The sequence below is a fragment of the Paenibacillus sp. Marseille-P2973 genome (assembly GCF_018101095.1).
Classification (GTDB): Bacteria; Bacillota; Bacilli; order Paenibacillales; family Paenibacillaceae; genus Fontibacillus; species Fontibacillus vini.
In genome coordinates this window covers 22,962-40,807 of sequence record NZ_JAGQEH010000016.1, presented here as the reverse complement: position 1 = coordinate 40,807, position 17,846 = coordinate 22,962, and the positions used below count along the sequence as shown (strand labels likewise).

Here is a 17,846-nt window from a genome sequence, read left to right as displayed (position 1 = left end):
TTCTTAATGGCGTGTATGTATATGATAAATAAATAAGACTTGAATCTCGGAGGGACGAACATGCAATTAAATCTAAAAGGAAAAACGGCACTGGTAACAGGATCCACGTCGGGAATTGGAAAAGCTATCGCCTTGTCATTAGCTGCGGAAGGAGCCGCAGTGCTGATTAATGGCCGCCGCGAAGAAAAGGTGAAGGAAACGATTCAAGAAATTAATGCAAAGTATCCGGACGCCGTCCTTCAGCCGGTAGTAGCTGATTTAGGGACAGAACAAGGTTGTCGGGAAGTTATTGAGAAGTATTCCGAAGTAGACATTCTTATTAACAACTTGGGTATTTTTGAGCCTGTAGAATACTTCGATATTCCGGATGAAGATTGGTTTAAGCTGTTTGAGACCAACATCATGAGTGGAGTCCGGCTAACCAGATGGTATCTGAAACAAATGATTCAAAAAAATGAAGGCCGAGTTATCTTTATTGCCAGCGAAGCAGCGATTATGCCCTCTCTGGAAATGGCTCATTATAGTGCGACCAAAACGATGCAGCTCTCGCTCTCCCGCAGTTTAGCTGAGTTGACGAAGGGAACCCATGTGACGGTCAATACGGTTATGCCGGGTTCCACTTTAACGGAAGGCGTAGAGACCATGTTAAACACCCTTTATCCTGATGAAAAATTAACAGTGGAAGAAGCGGAGAAGCGGTTTATGAAAGAAAACCGGCCAACCTCCATCATTCAAAGGCTGATCCGGCCGGAAGAAATTGCGCATCTTGTCACCTTCCTAAGCAGTCCTCTTTCCTCGGCCATTAATGGCTCTGCGTTACGAATCGACGGGGGATTAGTCCGGAGTGTGTTTTAAGAAAAGAGTTGTATCGCATCCCCGTGAAGGGGATTTTGTCCATCCAAGTTGGGCCGGTTTAGGGTTGACAATGACCTCGGAATGAATTAATTTATTGATAAATAAATAAACGAGGTGCAAAAATGGCCAGACATAAAGATCAAGACCTCGGCTCCCTCAATCGCAAGGATCAGATATTGAACGCAGCGGCGACCTTGTTTGCGAACAATGGCTTCTATAAGACGACGACGGCAATGGTGGCTGCTGAACTTGGACTTACTCAGCCTTATGTGTTCCATTTCTTTAAGTCTAAAGAGGAATTGTACCTGGCAGTGCTGGGGCGTGCGGTTAGCCGGCTGGTCGAGGCGTTTCAGTCCGTCGAAGCGGAGCCCGAGCATTTAGCCGAACGGATGGGCAACGAGTTCAACATTCTGATGAAGACACACCGCGACGAAATGCTGCTTTGCATGCATTCGTTCGCCACGCCGGAACCGGAAGTGCGGGCTTTTGTACGCGAGCAGTTTGCGTCCATTCACGAATTTGTTACCAAACGGTTCGCGGACGCCGGCTTGCCGAATCCCGGTCCGCAAGCGTCCTTATTCATTGCTTACGGAATGGCTAAATCGATGGGTGAGGTGCTTGAATTGCCGCAGTTAGGGCAGTTGGAACCGGATCATTGTTAAGTCAGATTGTGTGCGGAGCGACAGCAGATCGGCTCGAACGGGCTGGTCTGGCCGGTCCCGCTTGGGGTAAGCGGGTATATCTGATTCGGCAAGCGAGGGAGGAGCTCTTTTTTTTGGGTCATTATTTATTTATCAATAAATAAATTGAGACGAGGTGTATTTGAAATGATGTCTGCTGGAGATCGAATCCGATTGTTAGTCGTTACCTGCGTTACGCTGTTCATGGCGATGCTGGATAATTTGGTCATTGGGGTGGCGCTGCCGTCCATTCAGACCTCTTTTAACGCAGGGATGTCAGACCTGCAGTGGTTCATGAACGCTTACACGCTGGCGTTCGCCGTTCTGCTTATTCCTTTCAGCGCGCTCGGGGAGCGCTTCGGGCGCAAGCGCATGTTCCTGATCGGCGTGGTCCTGTTCACGCTGGGCTCGCTCGCATCGGCGCTCAGCGACAGCTCCCTGTTGTTGACGCTGTCTCGCGCGCTGCAAGGCGTCGGCGCCGCGGCCATTATGCCGATCAGCTTAACGCTGGTGAACGGCGCGTTCCCGCCGGAAAAAAGGGCGGCCGCGATTGGCATTTGGTCCGGCGTCTCCGGCCTTGGGCTGTCCGTCGGACCACTGGTCGGCGGAGCGATTATTGAGGGGGCGCCTTGGCAGGCGATCTTCTGGATCAACGTTCCGATCGGCGTGCTGGCGGTCCTGTTCGGGATGCGCTGGCTGAAGGAGTCGAAGGGAGAACGCAAGCCGATCGACCCGCTCGGCATTACGCTGCTCGGTGCCGGCTTGTTCGGATTGGTCTTCGGTATGGTCCGCGGTAACGACGAAGGCTGGGGCGCGTTTAGCGTCTGGGGTCCGATCGCAGGTGGCGTGCTGCTGCTAATTGCCTTCTATGGTTGGGAACGAACCCGCAAGCAGCCGTTCGTTCAGTTCAAGCATTTCCGGGAACGGAATTACAGCGCGTATTTGTCCGCAGGGTTCTGGTTAAACGCCGGCATCTTCGGGGCGATCTTCCTGCTTACGTTGTTCCTGCAGCAAGCTCAGGGCTATTCAGCCCTCGGCGCCGGGGTAAGGGAGATGGTGTGGACCGCCTGCACGATGGTCGCTGCGCCGCTGGCCGGTCTGCTCGTCGGAAGATTCGGCTCGAAGCGGGTGCTGCTGTTCGGATTGTTCCTGCAGCTTGTCGGCTTGATCGGAATTGCCTTGGTCATCATCCGGGAAGGGGCGATCTTCCCGTTCGGGTACATTGTTCCACTCATGATGGCGGCCGGAGCCGGCATGGGCTTTAGCTTCACGCCGCTCTCGCACGGGCTGCTCAGCTCGGTGGAGGAGAAAGCCGCCGGTGAAGCGAGCGGCCTGAGTAACACGGCCCGCGAGCTCGGCGGCGTGTTCGGCATCGCCATCGGCGGCCTGGTGTTCGCGAGCGGCAGCGCTATCGCAACGCCGAACGATTTCGGCGATCATCTTGTGCCGGCGCTCTTCGTGTTTGCCGCGATGATCGCCCTAGGCTTCCTCTCCGTCGCCTTCTTTGTGCGAAACGACCGGAGTAAAACAGCCGCTGTTGAAGCCAAAGGCGACGCTGAAAAGGGTACTCTCTCCGGCGCGGAACTTCGCGGCTAACAGAGTGAAGCGCTAAATTCCTTTCATAGAGAAGCGGGCATCGCGCTTTGCGCGCCTCGCTTCTTTTTTCCAAATCATAGCTGGATAAAACTTGAAAGTTATAGCTAATGCGCTAGATAACAAACGATTTTGTTGGTATGATGCTAGGGGAGTAGTATGGAAGGAGGAATGGGAGTTGGCAACGATTAAGGATGTAGCGGAGAAGGCCGGCGTTACGGTGACGACGGTGTCCCGGGTTTTGAATAACCGCGGCTACATTAGCGAAGAAACCAGAGAGAAAGTATACCGTGTAATGCGGGAGATGCAGTATCAGCCTAATGAGATCGCACGCTCCTTGTCCCGGAAGAAAACGATGATATTGGGCATGATCATCCCGACGATTGCGCATCCCTTTTTTGCGGAGTTGACTAATTATATTGAGAAGCATGCTTCGAAATTGGGTTACAAGATTCTGCTGTGCAATTCACGGATGGATCAAGGCAAGGAAAAAGAGTATATCGATATGCTCACAAGCAATCGCGTGGATGGGATGTTCATGAGCAGCCATACGCTTGAAGTAGATGAGTACAAAAAGTTGAAGCAGCCGATCATCACGTTTGACAGAAGAATTGCGGATATCCCTTACGTATCGTCGGAGAATGAACAGGGGGGAATCTATGCCGCGGAACTCTTGCTGAAGAAGGGATGCAGAAGAATCGCGCATATTACCGGTAATTTGGGACTCGATCTGTTGAGCAACCAACGCACGAACGGGTTTGTAGAAAGTCTTCGCGGCCGGGGTGTGGAGCCGATTGTTTTCGAATTGGGACCGGACGTGTTTGACAGCGAGGGTTACGAGCGGGTTATCACGGAACTTCTGGAACAGTATCCCGATATTGACGGGATCTTTGCCAGCGGCGATATTTTGGCGATGAATGTAATCAAGGTTTGCATGAGTAAAGGAATCGATATCCCCGGTCGCATCAAATTGATCGGCTACGATGATATTGAGATGGCTTCCTTGGTGTCCCCTGCTTTAACGACGATCAGGCAGCCGTTGGAAGAGATAGCAAAGAGGGCGGTTCAATTGCTGGACGGACTTATTCGCGGGGAAGAGGTTCAACATGATAATGTCCTGCCGGTTACTTTAGTCGAGAGAAGTACTACGTAAAACGGAGAAATAAATTTTTATAAACTGTATGTCAACCGGTTGACATGTCAAACGCTTAACATATATACTTCAAGTGAGATTTAAACTTTCCTACAAAAGAGAGGGAGAATGAACATGAAAGTGTCTCGTTTTGGTAGCGCTTTACTTTTGCTGCTTGCCTTGTCAGTGCTTCTATCGGCATGCGGCGGTAACAATGCGGACAAGAACGCAACCAATGAGGGGTCAAGCGGGAATGTCTCCACAAAAGCAGTAAAGATCACTTTCCTCAACTCGAAGTCTGAAATTCAACAGCAAATGGCGGAGGCGGCGGCAGAGTTTGCAAAGGCCAATCCCGGAATTGAAGTCGACGTGATTTCGGCGAGCGAGAGCCAGTCTCCTGTAGAGAGAGCTTCTTCTCTTTATGCCGCCGGTACACCTGCAACGATGGCTATGCTGGATGCCGGAGATATTGCCAAGTTTGCCGATAAGGCACTGGATCTTTCCGGCGAGAAATGGGTAGCCGAACTGGCGCAGCCAAACGAGCTTGACGGCAAAACCATCGCCTTCCCGTTCGCGGTCGAAGGTTACGGCTTGATTTATAACCAAAAGATTCTCGATCAGGCGGTCGGCGGTACATTTGATCCGGCAACGATCAATACCACTACCGCGTTAGAGGATTTGTTCAAGAAGATTGAAGCTTCCGGTGTTGCGCCGATCACGATCGGCAGCATGGATTGGTCCTTGGGCAATCACTACCTCGCGCTTGCTTATGCCAATCAGTCTGTTCCCGTAGAAGAATACTTAGGGACGCTCAAATCCGGCGATGCCAAACTTGCGGAGAACGCCGTATTTAACGGATTGCTGGATACGTTCGATGTTATGAAAAAATACAACAAGGGCATCAAAGACCCCTTAGCGGTCGTGCTGGAGCAAACAGCTGCAGACGTAGCGAAGGGCGAAGCGGCCATGACCTTTAACGGCAACTGGTTGATTACCGAAATGCAGAAGACGAGCCCGGACGGCGAATTTGGCTTCCTTCCGGTGCCGGTCAGCAACAATGCCGGTGATGCCGCGAATGAATCGCTCGCGATTGGAGCGACCAAGCAAGTATTTATCGACAAGACTAAAGCAACTCCAGAGCAACAGGATGCTGCGAAGAAATTCCTGGACTGGCTAGTGTTTGATGCGGCGGGCCAAGAAATCATGGTAAATAAATTCAACGTCATTCCGGCCTTTAAAAATAACACGACCGAGCTTTCCAATCCTTTGGCCAAATCTCTGAAAGCCTACAATAATGCAGGCAAATCGATTCCGTTCGCAGGCAACTACGTACCTGGCGACCACTGGAAAGTGCTTGGAGCTTCCATGCAGAAATATTTGGTGGATAAAGTGGATCGTCCTGCGCTGGCAAGCGAAGTGGAGAGCTATTGGACTAGCGTGAAGTAAGAGACGAGAACAGGAAGCAGAGTGTCGGTGGAGAAGGAAGTGCTCCATCGACATTCATTATTTAGAGCGGATTAATCTCGCAATTTCGGAAAGGAGCGTCTCCTGTGATCGCAGAAAAAAATCGGATGAAACGCTTGGGGAATCAAGTTTTTTTCACAGGACCGACTGTTTTGGTGTTTACGGCTGTCATCATCATCCCGTTTCTGTACGGCATCTATCTGACCTTCTTCTCTTGGGACGGGATATCCTCGAGCATGCCCTTCGTAGGCGGCAGCAACTACGTGGAAGTAATTCAGGACAGCAAGTTTTGGGCATCCGTCTGGCTTACGATCAAATATGTGCTGGCTACCGTCATTTTAATTAACGGAGTCGCCTTCCTCTTGGCCTATCTCGTCACGAACGGGATTAAAGGGGAGAACTTTTTCCGGGCCGCTTATTTTACGCCGAACCTGATCGGGGGACTGGTGCTCGGATTCATCTGGCAGTTTATGTTCAACAACCTTTTTACCGCGATCGGTGATAAAACGGGCTTGGATCTCTTCAGCAAAACCTGGCTCGGAGACGAAAATCTGGCTTTCTGGGCATTAGTCATTGTGACGGTATGGCAGTATGCCGGGTATATGATGGTTATCTTTATTGCCGGTTTGATGAGCTTGCCGAAGGACGTGATGGAAGCGGCCAAGATTGATGGCGCCAACGGCTGGAAACGGCTTTCCCGCATGGTGCTTCCGCTTATGGTTCCTTCCTTTATCGTGACGATATTCCTTTCGCTTCAAAGAGGGTTCATGGTCTATGACGTCAACTACGGCTTGACGGGCGGAGGTCCGTTCGGAAGTACGGTCATGGCTTCCATGTTCGTTTACGACAAAGCGTTCATTCGCTTTGATTACGGGGCCGGTCAGGCTCAAGCTTTCGTACTGTTCTTGTTGGCTGCATTGATTACGATAACCCAGGTGTATTTAGGAAAAAGAATGGAGGTTGAAGCCTAGTGATCAACGCAAGGTCCTTGATGAAGATTCTCGTCTACGCTATCCTTGTTGTTTCGCTCATCGCCTTCATTACTCCGTTTCTGTTAATCATTATCAACGCCTTTAAAACAAACGCGCAAATTATTGAGTCGCCGTTATCCTGGCCGACATCCTTTAACTTCGATAACTTCTTCGTTTCGATGAAAGAAATGAGTTATTTTCATAGCTTCACCAATTCGTTGTTGATCACCTTCGGCAGCGTGCTGCTGATTGGCGTCTTTGCAGCCATGACAGCCCATTATTTCGTACGAAACAAGACAAAAACGAACAACTTGCTTTTCTTCGCCATGGTGGCCTCGATGATCATCCCGTTCCAGGCGATTATGATCCCCCTCGTCTCTTTGTATGGAGCGAAACTGGGCTGGATCCAGACTGTGCCGAAATCGACGCTGATCTTTATGTATCTGGGATTCGGCAGCCCGCTTGCAGTTTTTATCTATCACGGTTTTATTAAGAGCATCCCTCTAGAGCTGGAGGAAGCCGCCTTTATGGACGGCTGTAATCGTCGCCAGACCTTTTTCCGCATCATTTTGCCGATTCTTATGCCGACTACCGTTACCATCGGTATCCTGAATGTTTTGTGGATTTGGAACGACTTTTTGCTTCCGCTGCTTGTCCTGCAGAACGCAGGGAGGGAGAGCTATACGTTGCCTCTGGCGATTCAGGTATTTAAGGGAACCTACACTACGGACAATGAGAAATTTCTGCCTGCGGTGTTGCTGGTTATTCTGCCGATCCTGATCATTTACTTGTTTGCGCAGAGATTTATTATCCAAGGCGTTACCCAGGGATCCGTGAAGTAAAAAGTACAGAGAGATAGAGGTGGAGAAAGTGGCTCAGAATCAGCTTTGCCATCGCAAGGCTATAGAAGCGGCAGTCCATTCCGTAGAAAAATCGCTGGAAATAGCCCCGGCCGATCCGCATCGTCCGGCTTATCATGTAAGCCCGTCCGTGAATTGGATGAACGATCCTAACGGTTTGATCTTTTATAAAGGCGAATACCATCTGTTTTATCAATATAATCCGTTCTCTCCGCAGTGGGGAAATATTCATTGGGCCCATTGCAAGAGCAAGGACTTGATCCATTGGGAGCAGCTTCCCATTGCCCTTGCGCCTAGCGAGGACTATGACAAAGACGGATGCTTCTCGGGGAGTGCGGTGGAGCACGAGGGCAAGCTGTATTTATTTTATACGGGGAACGTCTTCACCACGCCGACCGGGCTCCCGGACGATCTGCTTCAGCAGCAGTGTGTGGCCGTATCCGAAGATGGGGTCAACTTCCGGAAGGATTCCGCGAATCCAGTGATCCCCGCCCCTCCGGCACATATCGGTCAGACCAACCATTTCAGGGATCCGAAGGTATGGAGCCATGGCGGGAAATGGTACATGGTTCTAGGAGCGAGGCACAATCATCTCGGCAAAGTATTGCTATATCAATCCGATGATTTGCTTCATTGGGAGTTTAAGAGCGTAGTTACCGAGAGCCAGGGGTCAGAAGGCTATATGTATGAATGTCCCGATTTGTTTGCGCTTGGAGGGAGAGACTTCCTTCTGCTCTGCCCGGAAGGCATGGAAGGAGAGGGGCAAATTGCGGGGTATTATTCAGGCCTTCTAAATTACTCGGCAGGTACTTATGAACATGGCGATTTCACCAAGCTGGATGAGGGATTCGAATTTTATGCCCCGCAAACCATGACGGATGCAAACGGCAGAAGACTCATGATCGGCTGGATGCCGATGGACGGCCATTCGCTTGGAAAGACGTGGGCAGGGTGCATGACACTCCCTAGAGAATTACTGCACGAGGGAGACGGACGGTTACGGTTTCAGCCTGCGGAGGAGCTCAAGCAGCTGCGAAAGCGGCATAGTTCAGTTAGGGATTACGCGGTCACGGAGGGAGAGCTTCATTCGTTTCCGGAGGTAGAGGGTGACTGCTTAGAAATGATACTTCAATTCAATCTCCAGAGATCGGACGCCAGCGAAATAGCCGTTCACGTTCGCTCCTCTTCGGACAGTCAAGAATGTACCGTTCTTCAGGCGAACCTGTCCGAAGGGAAGGTTAGCTTTGACCGAACCCGTTCCGGCCGGGGGCCAGGGGGGATCAAAGAATGCCGTCTGGAGGCCGGACTCGGGGATATGCTTCAGCTTCATATTTTCCTCGACCGGTCCACGGTGGAGCTCTTTATCAACGACGGAGTCCGGGTCATGTCGGGACTGGTATTCCCCGATCCGGAAAGCATAGGCATTCGTTTTTCCGCAAAAGGCGGGACGGCTTATATTCATGATCTTCAATTTTGGACGTTGCAATAAGCAAGGAACTGGGATCCTGGTTAATCATCGTTTGGAGGGATTAGGATGGATGTGACGGCACTCGGCGAAATCCTTATAGATTTTTCTCCGGCAGGCAGCTCCCCTCAAGGAAATAGGTTGTTCGAGCAAAATGCAGGCGGCGCCCCGGCCAATGTCCTGGCAGCACTGAGCCGATTCGGGAGGAAGACGGCGTTGATTGGCAAAGTGGGTGAGGACGAATTCGGCCACTATTTAAGAAGCGTCCTTGTCGATAACGGCATCGATGCGAGCGGCTTGATGATGATTCCTGAAGCCAGCACGACCCTCGCCTTCGTACATCTGGGGGAGAATGGCGAACGCTCCTTCAGTTTCGTGCGAAATCCGGGAGCGGATCAATTGCTGAGCGCAAAGGATATTAGAGAGGTTGACGACTTGTTGATCGGGCAGTCCGCCGTATTTCACTTCGGTTCGCTTTCGCTGACCCATGAACCGGCGCGAAGCGCCACCTGGGCCGCTTTAAAGTGCGCGCGAGGGCATGGCATCAAAGTATCCTATGATCCGAATCTAAGGGAAGCTCTATGGCCCGGCTTAGAGGAAGCGAAACGCCTGATTCTGGAGGGAATGCGGTTTGCCGATATAGTAAAGCTCTCTGTAGAGGAGCTTGAATTCTTAACGGGTACTTCAAATTTGGAACAGGGCAGCCGGCAGCTTGCCGAAGAATACGGCCTCAGCGTAGTTCTGGTCACGCTCGGTGCGGAGGGCAGCTTTTGCCGCCGGGGCGGCGACACCTGTCTTGTAGAGGGGATTACCGTGAAGGCCGTGGATACGACCGGGGCGGGCGATGCGTTTCTAGGCGGATGGCTGCATGCGTATCTGGAAGCAAATAAGCCCGAAACGGAGCTTTCCCTGGACGAGCTTCGGAATATGTTGAGGTTCGCGAACATCACCGGCGCCTTAACGACCACGCGCAAAGGCGCGATTCCGGCCCTTCCTGCACTGGAGACGGTACTGGAACTTTATAAGGGAACCTAATTTAAAAGCTTTAGAAAGTCCCCTGGATTAGAAGAAACCATCCAAGGGACTTTTTCATTTGCTCAGGATATCAAATTTCAAATATAACAGCTTTAAATGTTGGGCTCTCTGCATGCAATAAGTTTAGTAGAATTTAATTAAGTTTGACCGATTACGCGATATTTAGGGGGTTATTAAGAGTGGATAAAAAAGCAGCGAATATTGCAGCCAATGAAATGCCCGAAGGGACGCAGGTGATTTACGGGGAGTTTGCTGAGAGGGGTTCCTATTATTCTTGTACATATCATCCGGACGTGGTTTACGCTAAATACGGCGATCTGGAAAGAAGACTTCAGATCATTGTGCCAAGCCGCAGCGGATACACTTTTCCCCTGGTCGTTTTTGTGCAAGGCTCCGCTTGGAGAAAACAGGATTTGTATGCCGCCATCCCTAATCTCTCGCATATTGCCGCTAAGGGTTACGTGATAGCCAGCGTTGAAATTAGGGACACCGATATTGCACGCTTCCCGGCAGCCTTGGAGGATGTAAAATGCGCCATCCGGTTTATGCGCAAGCATGCGGAGAAGTATGGGTTAGACCCTGCCCGAGTAGCGGTATGGGGAGATTCGTCAGGCGGACACCTTTCCTTGATGACCGGATTAACGGCGGGCGAATATGATAACGGCCTATATAGTGAACAGTCCGACGAAGTCAGTGCAGTCATCGACTATTACGGGGTCTCAGACTTGCTTACCTTAGGCAGGTACAATGATATTCTGGATCATGATGCCGCCGATTCCCCGGAAGGTTTGTTTGTTGGAGGAAGGGTCAAGGATCATTTGGACCTTGCGAAAAAGGCAAGCCCCTTGCATCAGAATTTGGACAAAACGCTTCCGCCGTTTCTCATCATCCATGGAGATAGCGATAATGTAGTACACGTGAATCAAAGCATTGAGATGTACAAAGCTCTAAAAGAGCACGGACAGAAGGTCTTGTTCTATAAGGTAGTAGGCGCGGACCACGGAACAGGCGTATGGAATCCTCAGGTGCTTGATATTACGGAGAAATTTCTATCCTCCAGTTTACATCGGCCGTTCTTGAAGAAGCCCCCGTTACAACACGAAGAAGAATAGAAATAAAGTTGAAGGCTATCTGTCCGAAATGCGACGGGTAGCCTTACTCTTTGCACGTTATCCATCAATAAAAAATCCATAATTAGGCTTTGAGTCAATTGACATAAATTTAATCTCCGTGATATATTGTGCATACACAACATACACAATTTAATAGGAGGTACGGTATGCTGGCTTTAGACATTCGAAATTTAAATAAGAAATACCCGAATTTTGAGTTAAGGGATATATCGTTTCAATTAGAAAAAGGCTATATTATGGGGTTCATCGGTGCCAATGGTGCGGGAAAGACGACCACCATAAAGTCGATGTTGAATATGATTCGCATCGATAGCGGCGAAGTGCGTATTCTGGGCAAGAATATCGCCGAGCATGAAACCGAGCTGAAGCAGGAAATCGGGCTCGCCTTTGGCGGCGTTGATTTCTACACTCGCAGCAAATTAAAAGTAATGACCGGGGTCATTAAGAAGTTCTACAAGAATTGGGATCAGGACACTTATTACAAATATCTGAGAAGATTCAAATTGGATGAGGACAAGAAGATAGCCGAATTGTCGGCAGGAATGAGAGTCAAGTACAATCTGGCCCTAGCCTTATCGCATGGAGCGAAACTTCTCATTCTTGATGAGCCGACAAGCGGGCTCGATCCGGCCGCACGAGACGATCTGTTGGATATTTTTCAGGAGCTTGTTGTGGATGGCGAAATCAGCATTCTATTTTCTACTCATATCACCTCGGATTTGGAGAAGTGTGCGGATTATATTACCTTTATCGATAATGGGCAGATCGTCGCCAGTTCTGAGAAAAACGAGCTGTTGGAGTCCTATCGCCTCCTTAACGGCAGCGAAAGCCAGCTAAACCAGGTCAAAGATAAAATGATTTCCTACAAAGTAAACTCCTTCGGTTTTACCGGATTGATTCGCTCCAGTGACTTTGATTCCGGCTCCGGTATTAGAGCGGCTACGCCGAGCCTCGAGGAGATCATGATTTACTTCGCGAGAAAGGAGGTTATGTATGTATAACTTGGTGATGAAAGACTTGAAATTAGGGGTAAACCCCATGTTTTTTCTCTTGCCTGTTATTTTAGGCGCCTTAATGCTGATTCCCGGCTGGTTGTACTTTATCGTCATTCTTTATTTTTGCTGGATCACGGTACCGGGTGTGTTCGGTCAATTCAAAGCACATAATGATCTGATGTTTACCTCGTTGATGCCTGTCACCAAAAAAGATATTGTAAAAGCAAGAGTGCTCGTTATTGTCATCATGGAATTATTGCATATTGTTATGGCTATGATTTTTGGTATGATTAATATTCAGTTATATTCGAGCCTGACTCCTTTTTTCTTCGGTCCGCATTTGGGCTTTTGGGGACTGTGCTTTGTTATGCTTGCCGTCTTCAACGTGGTCTTTATTCCTATGTACTACAAGACAGCGTATAAATTCGGCAGTGCGGGAATTGTGTCCATTGCGGCCGCTATGCTGTTTGCCGGGATTGCTCAATGGATTGGAATTGCCAGTCCGGTTGTATCCGACCTATTCACAGGTTCCGGTGTCCAAAACACCGGGCTTCAAATATTAATTCTGGCTGCAGGTATCGTGATATTTATTGCATTGACCATGATCGCCTATCGGATTGCGGTTAAGCGATTCCTCAAAGTGGAGATTTTATGAAATGAACGTATCGATTTCGAATACATCGGAAAAACCGATTTATCAGCAGCTTTTCGAGCAGATCAGCGCCCAAATCCTGAAGGGGGAACTCGAAAGCGGGTATTGTTTACCGCCGATTCGGCAGGCGGCCCAAGAGCTTCGCGTTAGCGTCATCACCGTAAAGAAGGCTTGGGAAGAACTTGAACGAAGCGGATTGATCAATACCGTCACAGGAAAGGGTTGTTTTGTAGCCGATTTCTCGTCCGAAGAGATGCTGCAAACCCGCAACGAAATGATCTTGAAGCAAATGGTAAACGACATCTCCTATTACAAATCTTTTGGCCTCACGTTAGACGAGGTTGTCGACCTGTTGAGGAAAATTTATTAAGAGTCTGTCTGAGACGAAAACGGATGAACGTAAATTTAAGAAAAGCCACTCCTTAGGCGGGGTGGCTTTTTTCTTCGACCGTGATCTTGTTTTTCAGCGGCATAAATAGGGTTATGACGAGTGCGACAACAGCCAGAATCATCATGAAGTAATAGGCGTCGCTTGCCCCAAAAATGGACGAAAGGGATTTAAGGAGCTCAGTAGTGGTAGAAGGGTTGTTCTGCATCACTGTCGCTGCATGGCTTGTTGCCTGCGCTGTATAAATCGTAATCACGACAGCCGTACCAATGGCACCGGCGATCTGGCGAACGGTATTATTCACTGCCGTACCATGCGTACCGAGTTGTCTCGGAAGTGCATTTAACCCGGCCGTATTCAACGGCATCGTGATGAAGCTTAATCCAATCCGCAGGGTAATCGTACGAATCATTAGATACATATACGTTGTGGATTGAGACAGGTCGGTCACCGCCCACATCGAAGGAATAATGAACAGTAAACCAATGATGAACAGCGGCTTCGCGCCGTAACGGTCGTATAATCGGCCGGTGACAGGGGACATAAACGCATTTACAAGCGCACCCGGCAATAAGAGCAGCCCTGCGTCAAATGCCGTGAATCCGCGGCCGTTCTGCAGATAAATAGGCAGCAAGATCATGTCTGCGTACATCATCATCGTAACTAATACGTTAATGATAGAGGTTACCGTGAAGACTTTATTTTTGAAGACAGACAGGTTTAGCAGTGGATCGCCGGACTTGACTTGCCGAATACAGAATAGGGCGGTTATGACGATGCCGATGCTTAAGGACAGGATGACGATTAGATCGTCCCAGCCTTTACTGCCCGCACTGCTGAATCCGTATAACATCAAACCGAATCCGACGGTGGATAAAAGAACGCTTATGACATCAAGCTTCGACTTAGACGTTTCGGATACATTGACTAAATACTTGAAGGCTAACGCTATGACAATAAGGACAAGCGGGATGAGACCGATGAATAACCAGCGCCAAGAGTGATACTCGACTATAAATCCTGAGAGAGTCGGACCAATCGCAGGTGCGAAAATCATGGCCAGACCAAGCAGCCCCATAGCGCTGCCTCTTTTTTCAACGGGGAAAATCGCCAGCACGACACTCATCATGAGCGGCATGACGATTCCCGCACCGGCAGCTTGGATCATTCGACCCAACAATAGCACCATAAAGCTTGGCGCAGCCGCACAAATGATGGAACCGATTAATAAGAACGCCATGGCGCTAATAAATAACTGACGCGTCGAGAAGCGTTTCATTAAGTAGGCCGTAACCGGAATCAATATTCCGTTGACCAGCATGAATCCCGTAGAAATCCATTGTACGGTCGTTGCCGTGACATCAAATACATCCATCAGATTACTTAAGGCGACATTTAATAATGTCTGGTTAAGTGTGGATAAGAAACAGCCAAAGATTAAAATGGTGAGCAAAATTCCTTTGTTGATTTTCTTTATGCCTTCTTGCATTGTTGTTGTCCTCTCCTCGTTGCTTTTTCGACACAGTGTCAATAAAATATATCTTATCAATATTTTAGAATCATTCCTATTTGCAATTTTCCTGAAAATGTCGACTAATCGACAGAAGAAGCGGATTGGTTGATGAAGTGACAAATAAACGATAATCGAGGGATGAAATGCCTGAACAAAAAAGAATCGACCCCAGGGCCATTCGCTCAAGAAAAATGCTGAAAAATGCCGTGTTTTCATTACTGACCGAACATATGGAAATTTCCCAATTGACCGTCCAAAAAATTGCCAACCGTGCAGAACTAAACCGGGCAACGTTTTATTTGCATTATGAGGATATTAATGACTTGCTGCGCCAGATTGTACATGAGATCTTTGATGATTTATCCATGAAAGTCGAGCCGTTGTTACAGGTGACAAGCAACGACGAACAGCAGCAGCTGGTTACATTTTTAAATTACTTTTATGAATACCGGAGCATTTTTGCCGTATTGGTTGAACACCCGGGCTTCAAAACCCACTTGACCAACTTATTGAAAAGCACCATAGAAAAACGCAGAGGAGAAAGAAACATAAGTTCCACGGGGAGGGTGGCTTCCGTCGATATTGTTGCCGCATCGCTGCTGGGGATTATTATTTGGTGGATTAAGGAGGATACTGAATATAGCGCTGAATACATCGCGGATCAGATTACCTTGATGTACAAAAGGAGATATTTGTAACAGTGACAAGGTCTGTCACTATTAGCGGTTAAGATAGATTTGAAACATAAACTCGAATTTATCGAAATAAGGAGATGAAATGATGTATAGCACAGTTGGAGACCTTATCGTCGAATGGAAGAACGAAGCGGAATTAACCCAGAAGGTGCTGGACGTCTTGACCGATGAATCGCTCTCGCAGCCGGTGTACTCCGATGGCCGCACGTTAGGGAGGATTGCGTGGCACTTCGTTACGAATATTCCGGACTATTTAACGGAGTTTGGAGTCTCGATTGAGAAAGTATCGAATCAGGATGAAGTACCAAATGCAAAGAAGATGGCGGAAACATTTAAGACAGTTAGCTCCCATGTGGTGGACGCGCTTCAAGAGCAGTGGAGTAATAGTACGTTGAAGAAAACCCAGAATGCCTTCGGAAGAGAAGAGTCTAACGCAACCATCTTCATGGGATTGATCAAGCATATCGCACATCACCGAGGTCAAGTTACAGTACTGATGCGCCAAGCGGGATTGCCGATACCTGCTGTATATGGCCCCTCGAAGGAAGGTTGGGCTCTCATGGGGATTACTCCTCCGCGTTGAGGCTCGTGATTCACCGGCATAGCGACTTTTATCACTGATTAAATCATCACATCGCAAGTATTATGGTAAAATATCAGAACGGCAACAAAATTTCATTAATTTCATAATTCGCAAGCTATGATTGCTATGGATCACACTATAGCAGGAGCAGCTTCTGGAGAGACTGCGGGATTTCCGCGGCGCCGAAGGGTTCACAATCTCAGGCAAAAGGACAGAAGAGTACTGAATATTTATTTGTCATGCTGATGGCTAATGCTATTAGCAGGGCAGATACTATTTCATATTCTTTATGAACCGGGAGATTGGATGACATCCAATCTCTTTTTTGTTTTTTACCAAAGTAATGCAAACATTAAGGGGGAACTTGGTATGGCACAACCGGAATTAAAGAGAGAGCTGGCCAATCGGCATGTTCAACTCATCGCCATTGGCGGCACCATCGGTACGGGATTGTTTTTGGGTTCGGGCAAAGCGATTCAACAGGCGGGTCCGTCCATCATGATTACGTATCTGCTCGTGGGCATCGCCGTATTTTTCGTAATGAGAGCGCTGGGAGAACTGCTGTTATCCAAAGCGGGTTATCAATCGTTTACGGACATTGCCGAAGATTATCTCGGACCGCGAGCCGCATTTATCACTGGCTGGACTTATTGGTTTTGCTGGATCATGACAGCGATGGCCGACGTTATCGCTGTGGGCGTATACGTGCAATATTGGTTTGATATCCCGCAGTGGATACCGGCCGTCATCTGCCTGATCATTTTATTGGGGCTCAATCTGTTAACCGTCAAAAACTTTGGAGAACTGGAGTTTTGGTTTGCGTTAATCAAGGTCATCACAATTCTCGCTTTGATCGGCATCGGGATCATTTTGCTGATTATGGGATTCAAAACGGATGCCGGATCGGTCACGATCACGAACCTCTGGAAACATGGAGGAGTATTTCCGAACGGTGTCACAGGCTTTTTATTTTCCTTTCAAATGGTGGTCTTCGCTTATGTTGGCGTGGAATTGGTAGGCGTATCGGCAGCCGAAACGTCCAATCCGGAAAAAAACATCCCATCGGCAATCAATAAAATACCGCTGCGGATTTTGTTCTTCTACGTTGGCGCTCTTTTCGTTCTGCTGTGCATCAACCCGTGGACTCAGCTCACGGCGTCGGAAAGTCCTTTTGTAAAAACCTTTAGTTTGGTAGGAATTCCGCTTGCCGCAGGCATTATTAACTTTGTTGTATTGACTTCGGCCGCTTCGGCCTGCAACAGCGGGATGTTCTCGACAAGCCGGATTCTCTATAATTTGAGCAAGAACCGGCAGGCGTCGCCGCACTTCGGAAAGTTGAATAAAAATCATGTGCCGGGGAATTCGCTATTCATTTCTACGCTGGTCATCTCCGCGGGGGCTCTTTTGAGCAAGCTCGTTCCGGAGCAGGCATTCGGAATTGTGACGACCATAAGTGCCATTTGTTTCATCTGGGTGTGGGGCGTCGTGCTCGTATGTCATATCAAATATAAGAAAACCCGGCCTGAATTACAGGCTAAATCGAAGTTCAAGGCCCCATTCACACCGGCCGTGAACTATGCCGTCTTAACGCTGTTCGCCGGAATTCTCATCATTATGCTAATCGCTGCGGAAACACGACCGGCTTTATTGTTTACGCCGCTATGGTTTGTTCTGTTGTTCATCTTGTATTCGATCGGAAGCAGGAAGGGAAGAAGCAGTCAGGATCAGAACATGATCCATAAGCAGTAAGGACGAGCAAGATTAAAGCAGGATACTCTTTTCCATTTGGAAAGGGGGATCCTGCTTTTTTTAACAGTTAGATGAGTCTGTGA

At 48.7% G+C, this 17,846-nt stretch carries 17 protein-coding genes and 1 riboswitch; of the genes, 16 read left to right on the top strand and 1 reads right to left on the bottom strand.

Annotated features, from left to right (window positions below):
- The first annotated feature begins 60 nt into the window (after positions 1-60).
- The 13 genes from KB559_RS21570 to KB559_RS21510 all read left to right on the top strand — a co-directional run bounded on the left by KB559_RS21570 (position 61) and on the right by KB559_RS21510 (position 13,205).
- A complete protein-coding gene (locus tag KB559_RS21570) occupies positions 61-855 on the top strand; it encodes an SDR family NAD(P)-dependent oxidoreductase (RefSeq protein WP_211024994.1) in 795 nt (264 codons plus the stop codon).
- 122 nt (positions 856-977) lie between these two features.
- The gene (locus KB559_RS21565) at positions 978-1,517 is read left to right on the top strand and encodes a TetR/AcrR family transcriptional regulator (RefSeq protein ID WP_211024992.1); all 540 of its coding nucleotides are present in this window, start codon (positions 978-980) and stop codon (positions 1,515-1,517) included.
- 144 nt (positions 1,518-1,661) lie between these two features.
- Positions 1,662-3,131 carry an MFS transporter gene (locus tag KB559_RS21560; protein ID WP_211024990.1) on the top strand — a complete coding sequence of 490 codons (1,470 nt, stop codon included), beginning with the start codon at positions 1,662-1,664 and terminating at the stop codon, positions 3,129-3,131.
- Positions 3,132-3,306: 175 nt separating this feature from the next.
- Positions 3,307-4,281 carry a LacI family DNA-binding transcriptional regulator gene (locus tag KB559_RS21555; protein ID WP_211024988.1) on the top strand — a complete coding sequence of 325 codons (975 nt, stop codon included), beginning with the start codon at positions 3,307-3,309 and terminating at the stop codon, positions 4,279-4,281.
- 114 nt (positions 4,282-4,395) lie between these two features.
- A complete protein-coding gene (locus KB559_RS21550; RefSeq protein ID WP_211024986.1) occupies positions 4,396-5,706 on the top strand; it encodes an ABC transporter substrate-binding protein in 1,311 nt (436 codons plus the stop codon).
- Between the two features lie 104 nt (positions 5,707-5,810).
- Complete coding sequence (locus tag KB559_RS21545) at positions 5,811-6,695, top strand: carbohydrate ABC transporter permease (protein ID WP_211024984.1); 885 nt, start codon at positions 5,811-5,813, stop codon at positions 6,693-6,695.
- A complete protein-coding gene (locus tag KB559_RS21540; protein WP_435530085.1) occupies positions 6,695-7,537 on the top strand; it encodes a carbohydrate ABC transporter permease in 843 nt (280 codons plus the stop codon). Before KB559_RS21545 ends, KB559_RS21540 begins: the two co-directional genes overlap by 1 nt.
- Positions 7,538-7,556: 19 nt before the next feature.
- Positions 7,557-9,044 carry a glycoside hydrolase family 32 protein gene (locus tag KB559_RS21535; protein WP_211024982.1) on the top strand — a complete coding sequence of 496 codons (1,488 nt, stop codon included), beginning with the start codon at positions 7,557-7,559 and terminating at the stop codon, positions 9,042-9,044.
- A gap of 45 nt (positions 9,045-9,089) precedes the next feature.
- Complete coding sequence (locus tag KB559_RS21530) at positions 9,090-10,055, top strand: carbohydrate kinase family protein (protein WP_211024980.1); 966 nt, start codon at positions 9,090-9,092, stop codon at positions 10,053-10,055.
- 179 nt (positions 10,056-10,234) lie between these two features.
- On the top strand, positions 10,235-11,167 hold the full coding sequence (locus KB559_RS21525) for an alpha/beta hydrolase fold domain-containing protein (protein ID WP_211024978.1): 933 nt from the start codon (positions 10,235-10,237) through the stop codon (positions 11,165-11,167).
- Positions 11,168-11,334: 167 nt separating this feature from the next.
- Positions 11,335-12,189 carry an ABC transporter ATP-binding protein gene (locus KB559_RS21520; protein WP_211024977.1) on the top strand — a complete coding sequence of 285 codons (855 nt, stop codon included), beginning with the start codon at positions 11,335-11,337 and terminating at the stop codon, positions 12,187-12,189.
- A complete protein-coding gene (locus KB559_RS21515; RefSeq protein ID WP_211024974.1) occupies positions 12,182-12,838 on the top strand; it encodes an ABC-2 transporter permease in 657 nt (218 codons plus the stop codon). The genes KB559_RS21520 and KB559_RS21515 overlap by 8 nt, the downstream gene beginning before the upstream one ends.
- Before the next feature lies 1 nt (position 12,839).
- Positions 12,840-13,205, top strand: a complete 366-nt coding sequence (locus KB559_RS21510) for a GntR family transcriptional regulator (RefSeq protein ID WP_211024972.1) — start codon at positions 12,840-12,842, stop codon at positions 13,203-13,205.
- Between the two features lie 52 nt (positions 13,206-13,257).
- On the opposite strand, the gene KB559_RS21505 is transcribed toward KB559_RS21510, so the two are convergent.
- Entirely contained in the window at positions 13,258-14,952 is a 1,695-nt protein-coding gene (locus KB559_RS21505; RefSeq protein ID WP_481856475.1) for a DHA2 family efflux MFS transporter permease subunit, read from the bottom strand.
- Between KB559_RS21505 and KB559_RS21500 the strand changes: the two genes are divergently transcribed.
- The 3 genes from KB559_RS21500 (at position 14,880) to KB559_RS21490 (ending at position 17,763) form a co-directional block, all read left to right on the top strand.
- A complete protein-coding gene (locus tag KB559_RS21500) occupies positions 14,880-15,434 on the top strand; it encodes a TetR/AcrR family transcriptional regulator (RefSeq protein ID WP_211024968.1) in 555 nt (184 codons plus the stop codon). The two genes, KB559_RS21505 and KB559_RS21500, sit on opposite strands and share 73 nt — an antisense overlap.
- Before the next feature lie 82 nt (positions 15,435-15,516).
- The gene (locus KB559_RS21495; protein WP_211024966.1) at positions 15,517-16,014 is read left to right on the top strand and encodes a DinB family protein; all 498 of its coding nucleotides are present in this window, start codon (positions 15,517-15,519) and stop codon (positions 16,012-16,014) included.
- Positions 16,015-16,158: 144 nt separating this feature from the next.
- Positions 16,159-16,239, top strand: a riboswitch (glycine riboswitch).
- Positions 16,240-16,383: 144 nt separating this feature from the next.
- Positions 16,384-17,763: an amino acid permease gene (locus KB559_RS21490; protein ID WP_211024964.1), complete on the top strand. Its 1,380-nt coding sequence runs from the start codon at positions 16,384-16,386 to the stop codon at positions 17,761-17,763.
- Positions 17,764-17,846: the final 83 nt, after the last annotated feature.

Bases quoted from the DNA above. Each gene is read 5' to 3' on its own strand.
- KB559_RS21570 (WP_211024994.1), top strand. From the start codon at position 61: ATGCAATTAAATCTAAAAGGAAAAACGGCACTGGTAACAGGATCCACG.
- KB559_RS21565 (WP_211024992.1), top strand. From the start codon at position 978: ATGGCCAGACATAAAGATCAAGACCTCGGCTCCCTCAATCGCAAGGAT.
- KB559_RS21550 (WP_211024986.1), top strand. From the start codon at position 4,396: ATGAAAGTGTCTCGTTTTGGTAGCGCTTTACTTTTGCTGCTTGCCTTG.
- KB559_RS21530 (WP_211024980.1), top strand. From the start codon at position 9,090: ATGGATGTGACGGCACTCGGCGAAATCCTTATAGATTTTTCTCCGGCA.
- KB559_RS21520 (WP_211024977.1), top strand. From the start codon at position 11,335: ATGCTGGCTTTAGACATTCGAAATTTAAATAAGAAATACCCGAATTTT.
- KB559_RS21515 (WP_211024974.1), top strand. From the start codon at position 12,182: ATGTATAACTTGGTGATGAAAGACTTGAAATTAGGGGTAAACCCCATG.
- KB559_RS21510 (WP_211024972.1), top strand. From the start codon at position 12,840: ATGAACGTATCGATTTCGAATACATCGGAAAAACCGATTTATCAGCAG.
- KB559_RS21500 (WP_211024968.1), top strand. From the start codon at position 14,880: ATGCCTGAACAAAAAAGAATCGACCCCAGGGCCATTCGCTCAAGAAAA.
- KB559_RS21505 (WP_481856475.1), bottom strand. From the start codon at position 14,952: ATGAAAACACGGCATTTTTCAGCATTTTTCTTGAGCGAATGGCCCTGG.
- KB559_RS21495 (WP_211024966.1), top strand. From the start codon at position 15,517: ATGTATAGCACAGTTGGAGACCTTATCGTCGAATGGAAGAACGAAGCG.
- KB559_RS21490 (WP_211024964.1), top strand. From the start codon at position 16,384: ATGGCACAACCGGAATTAAAGAGAGAGCTGGCCAATCGGCATGTTCAA.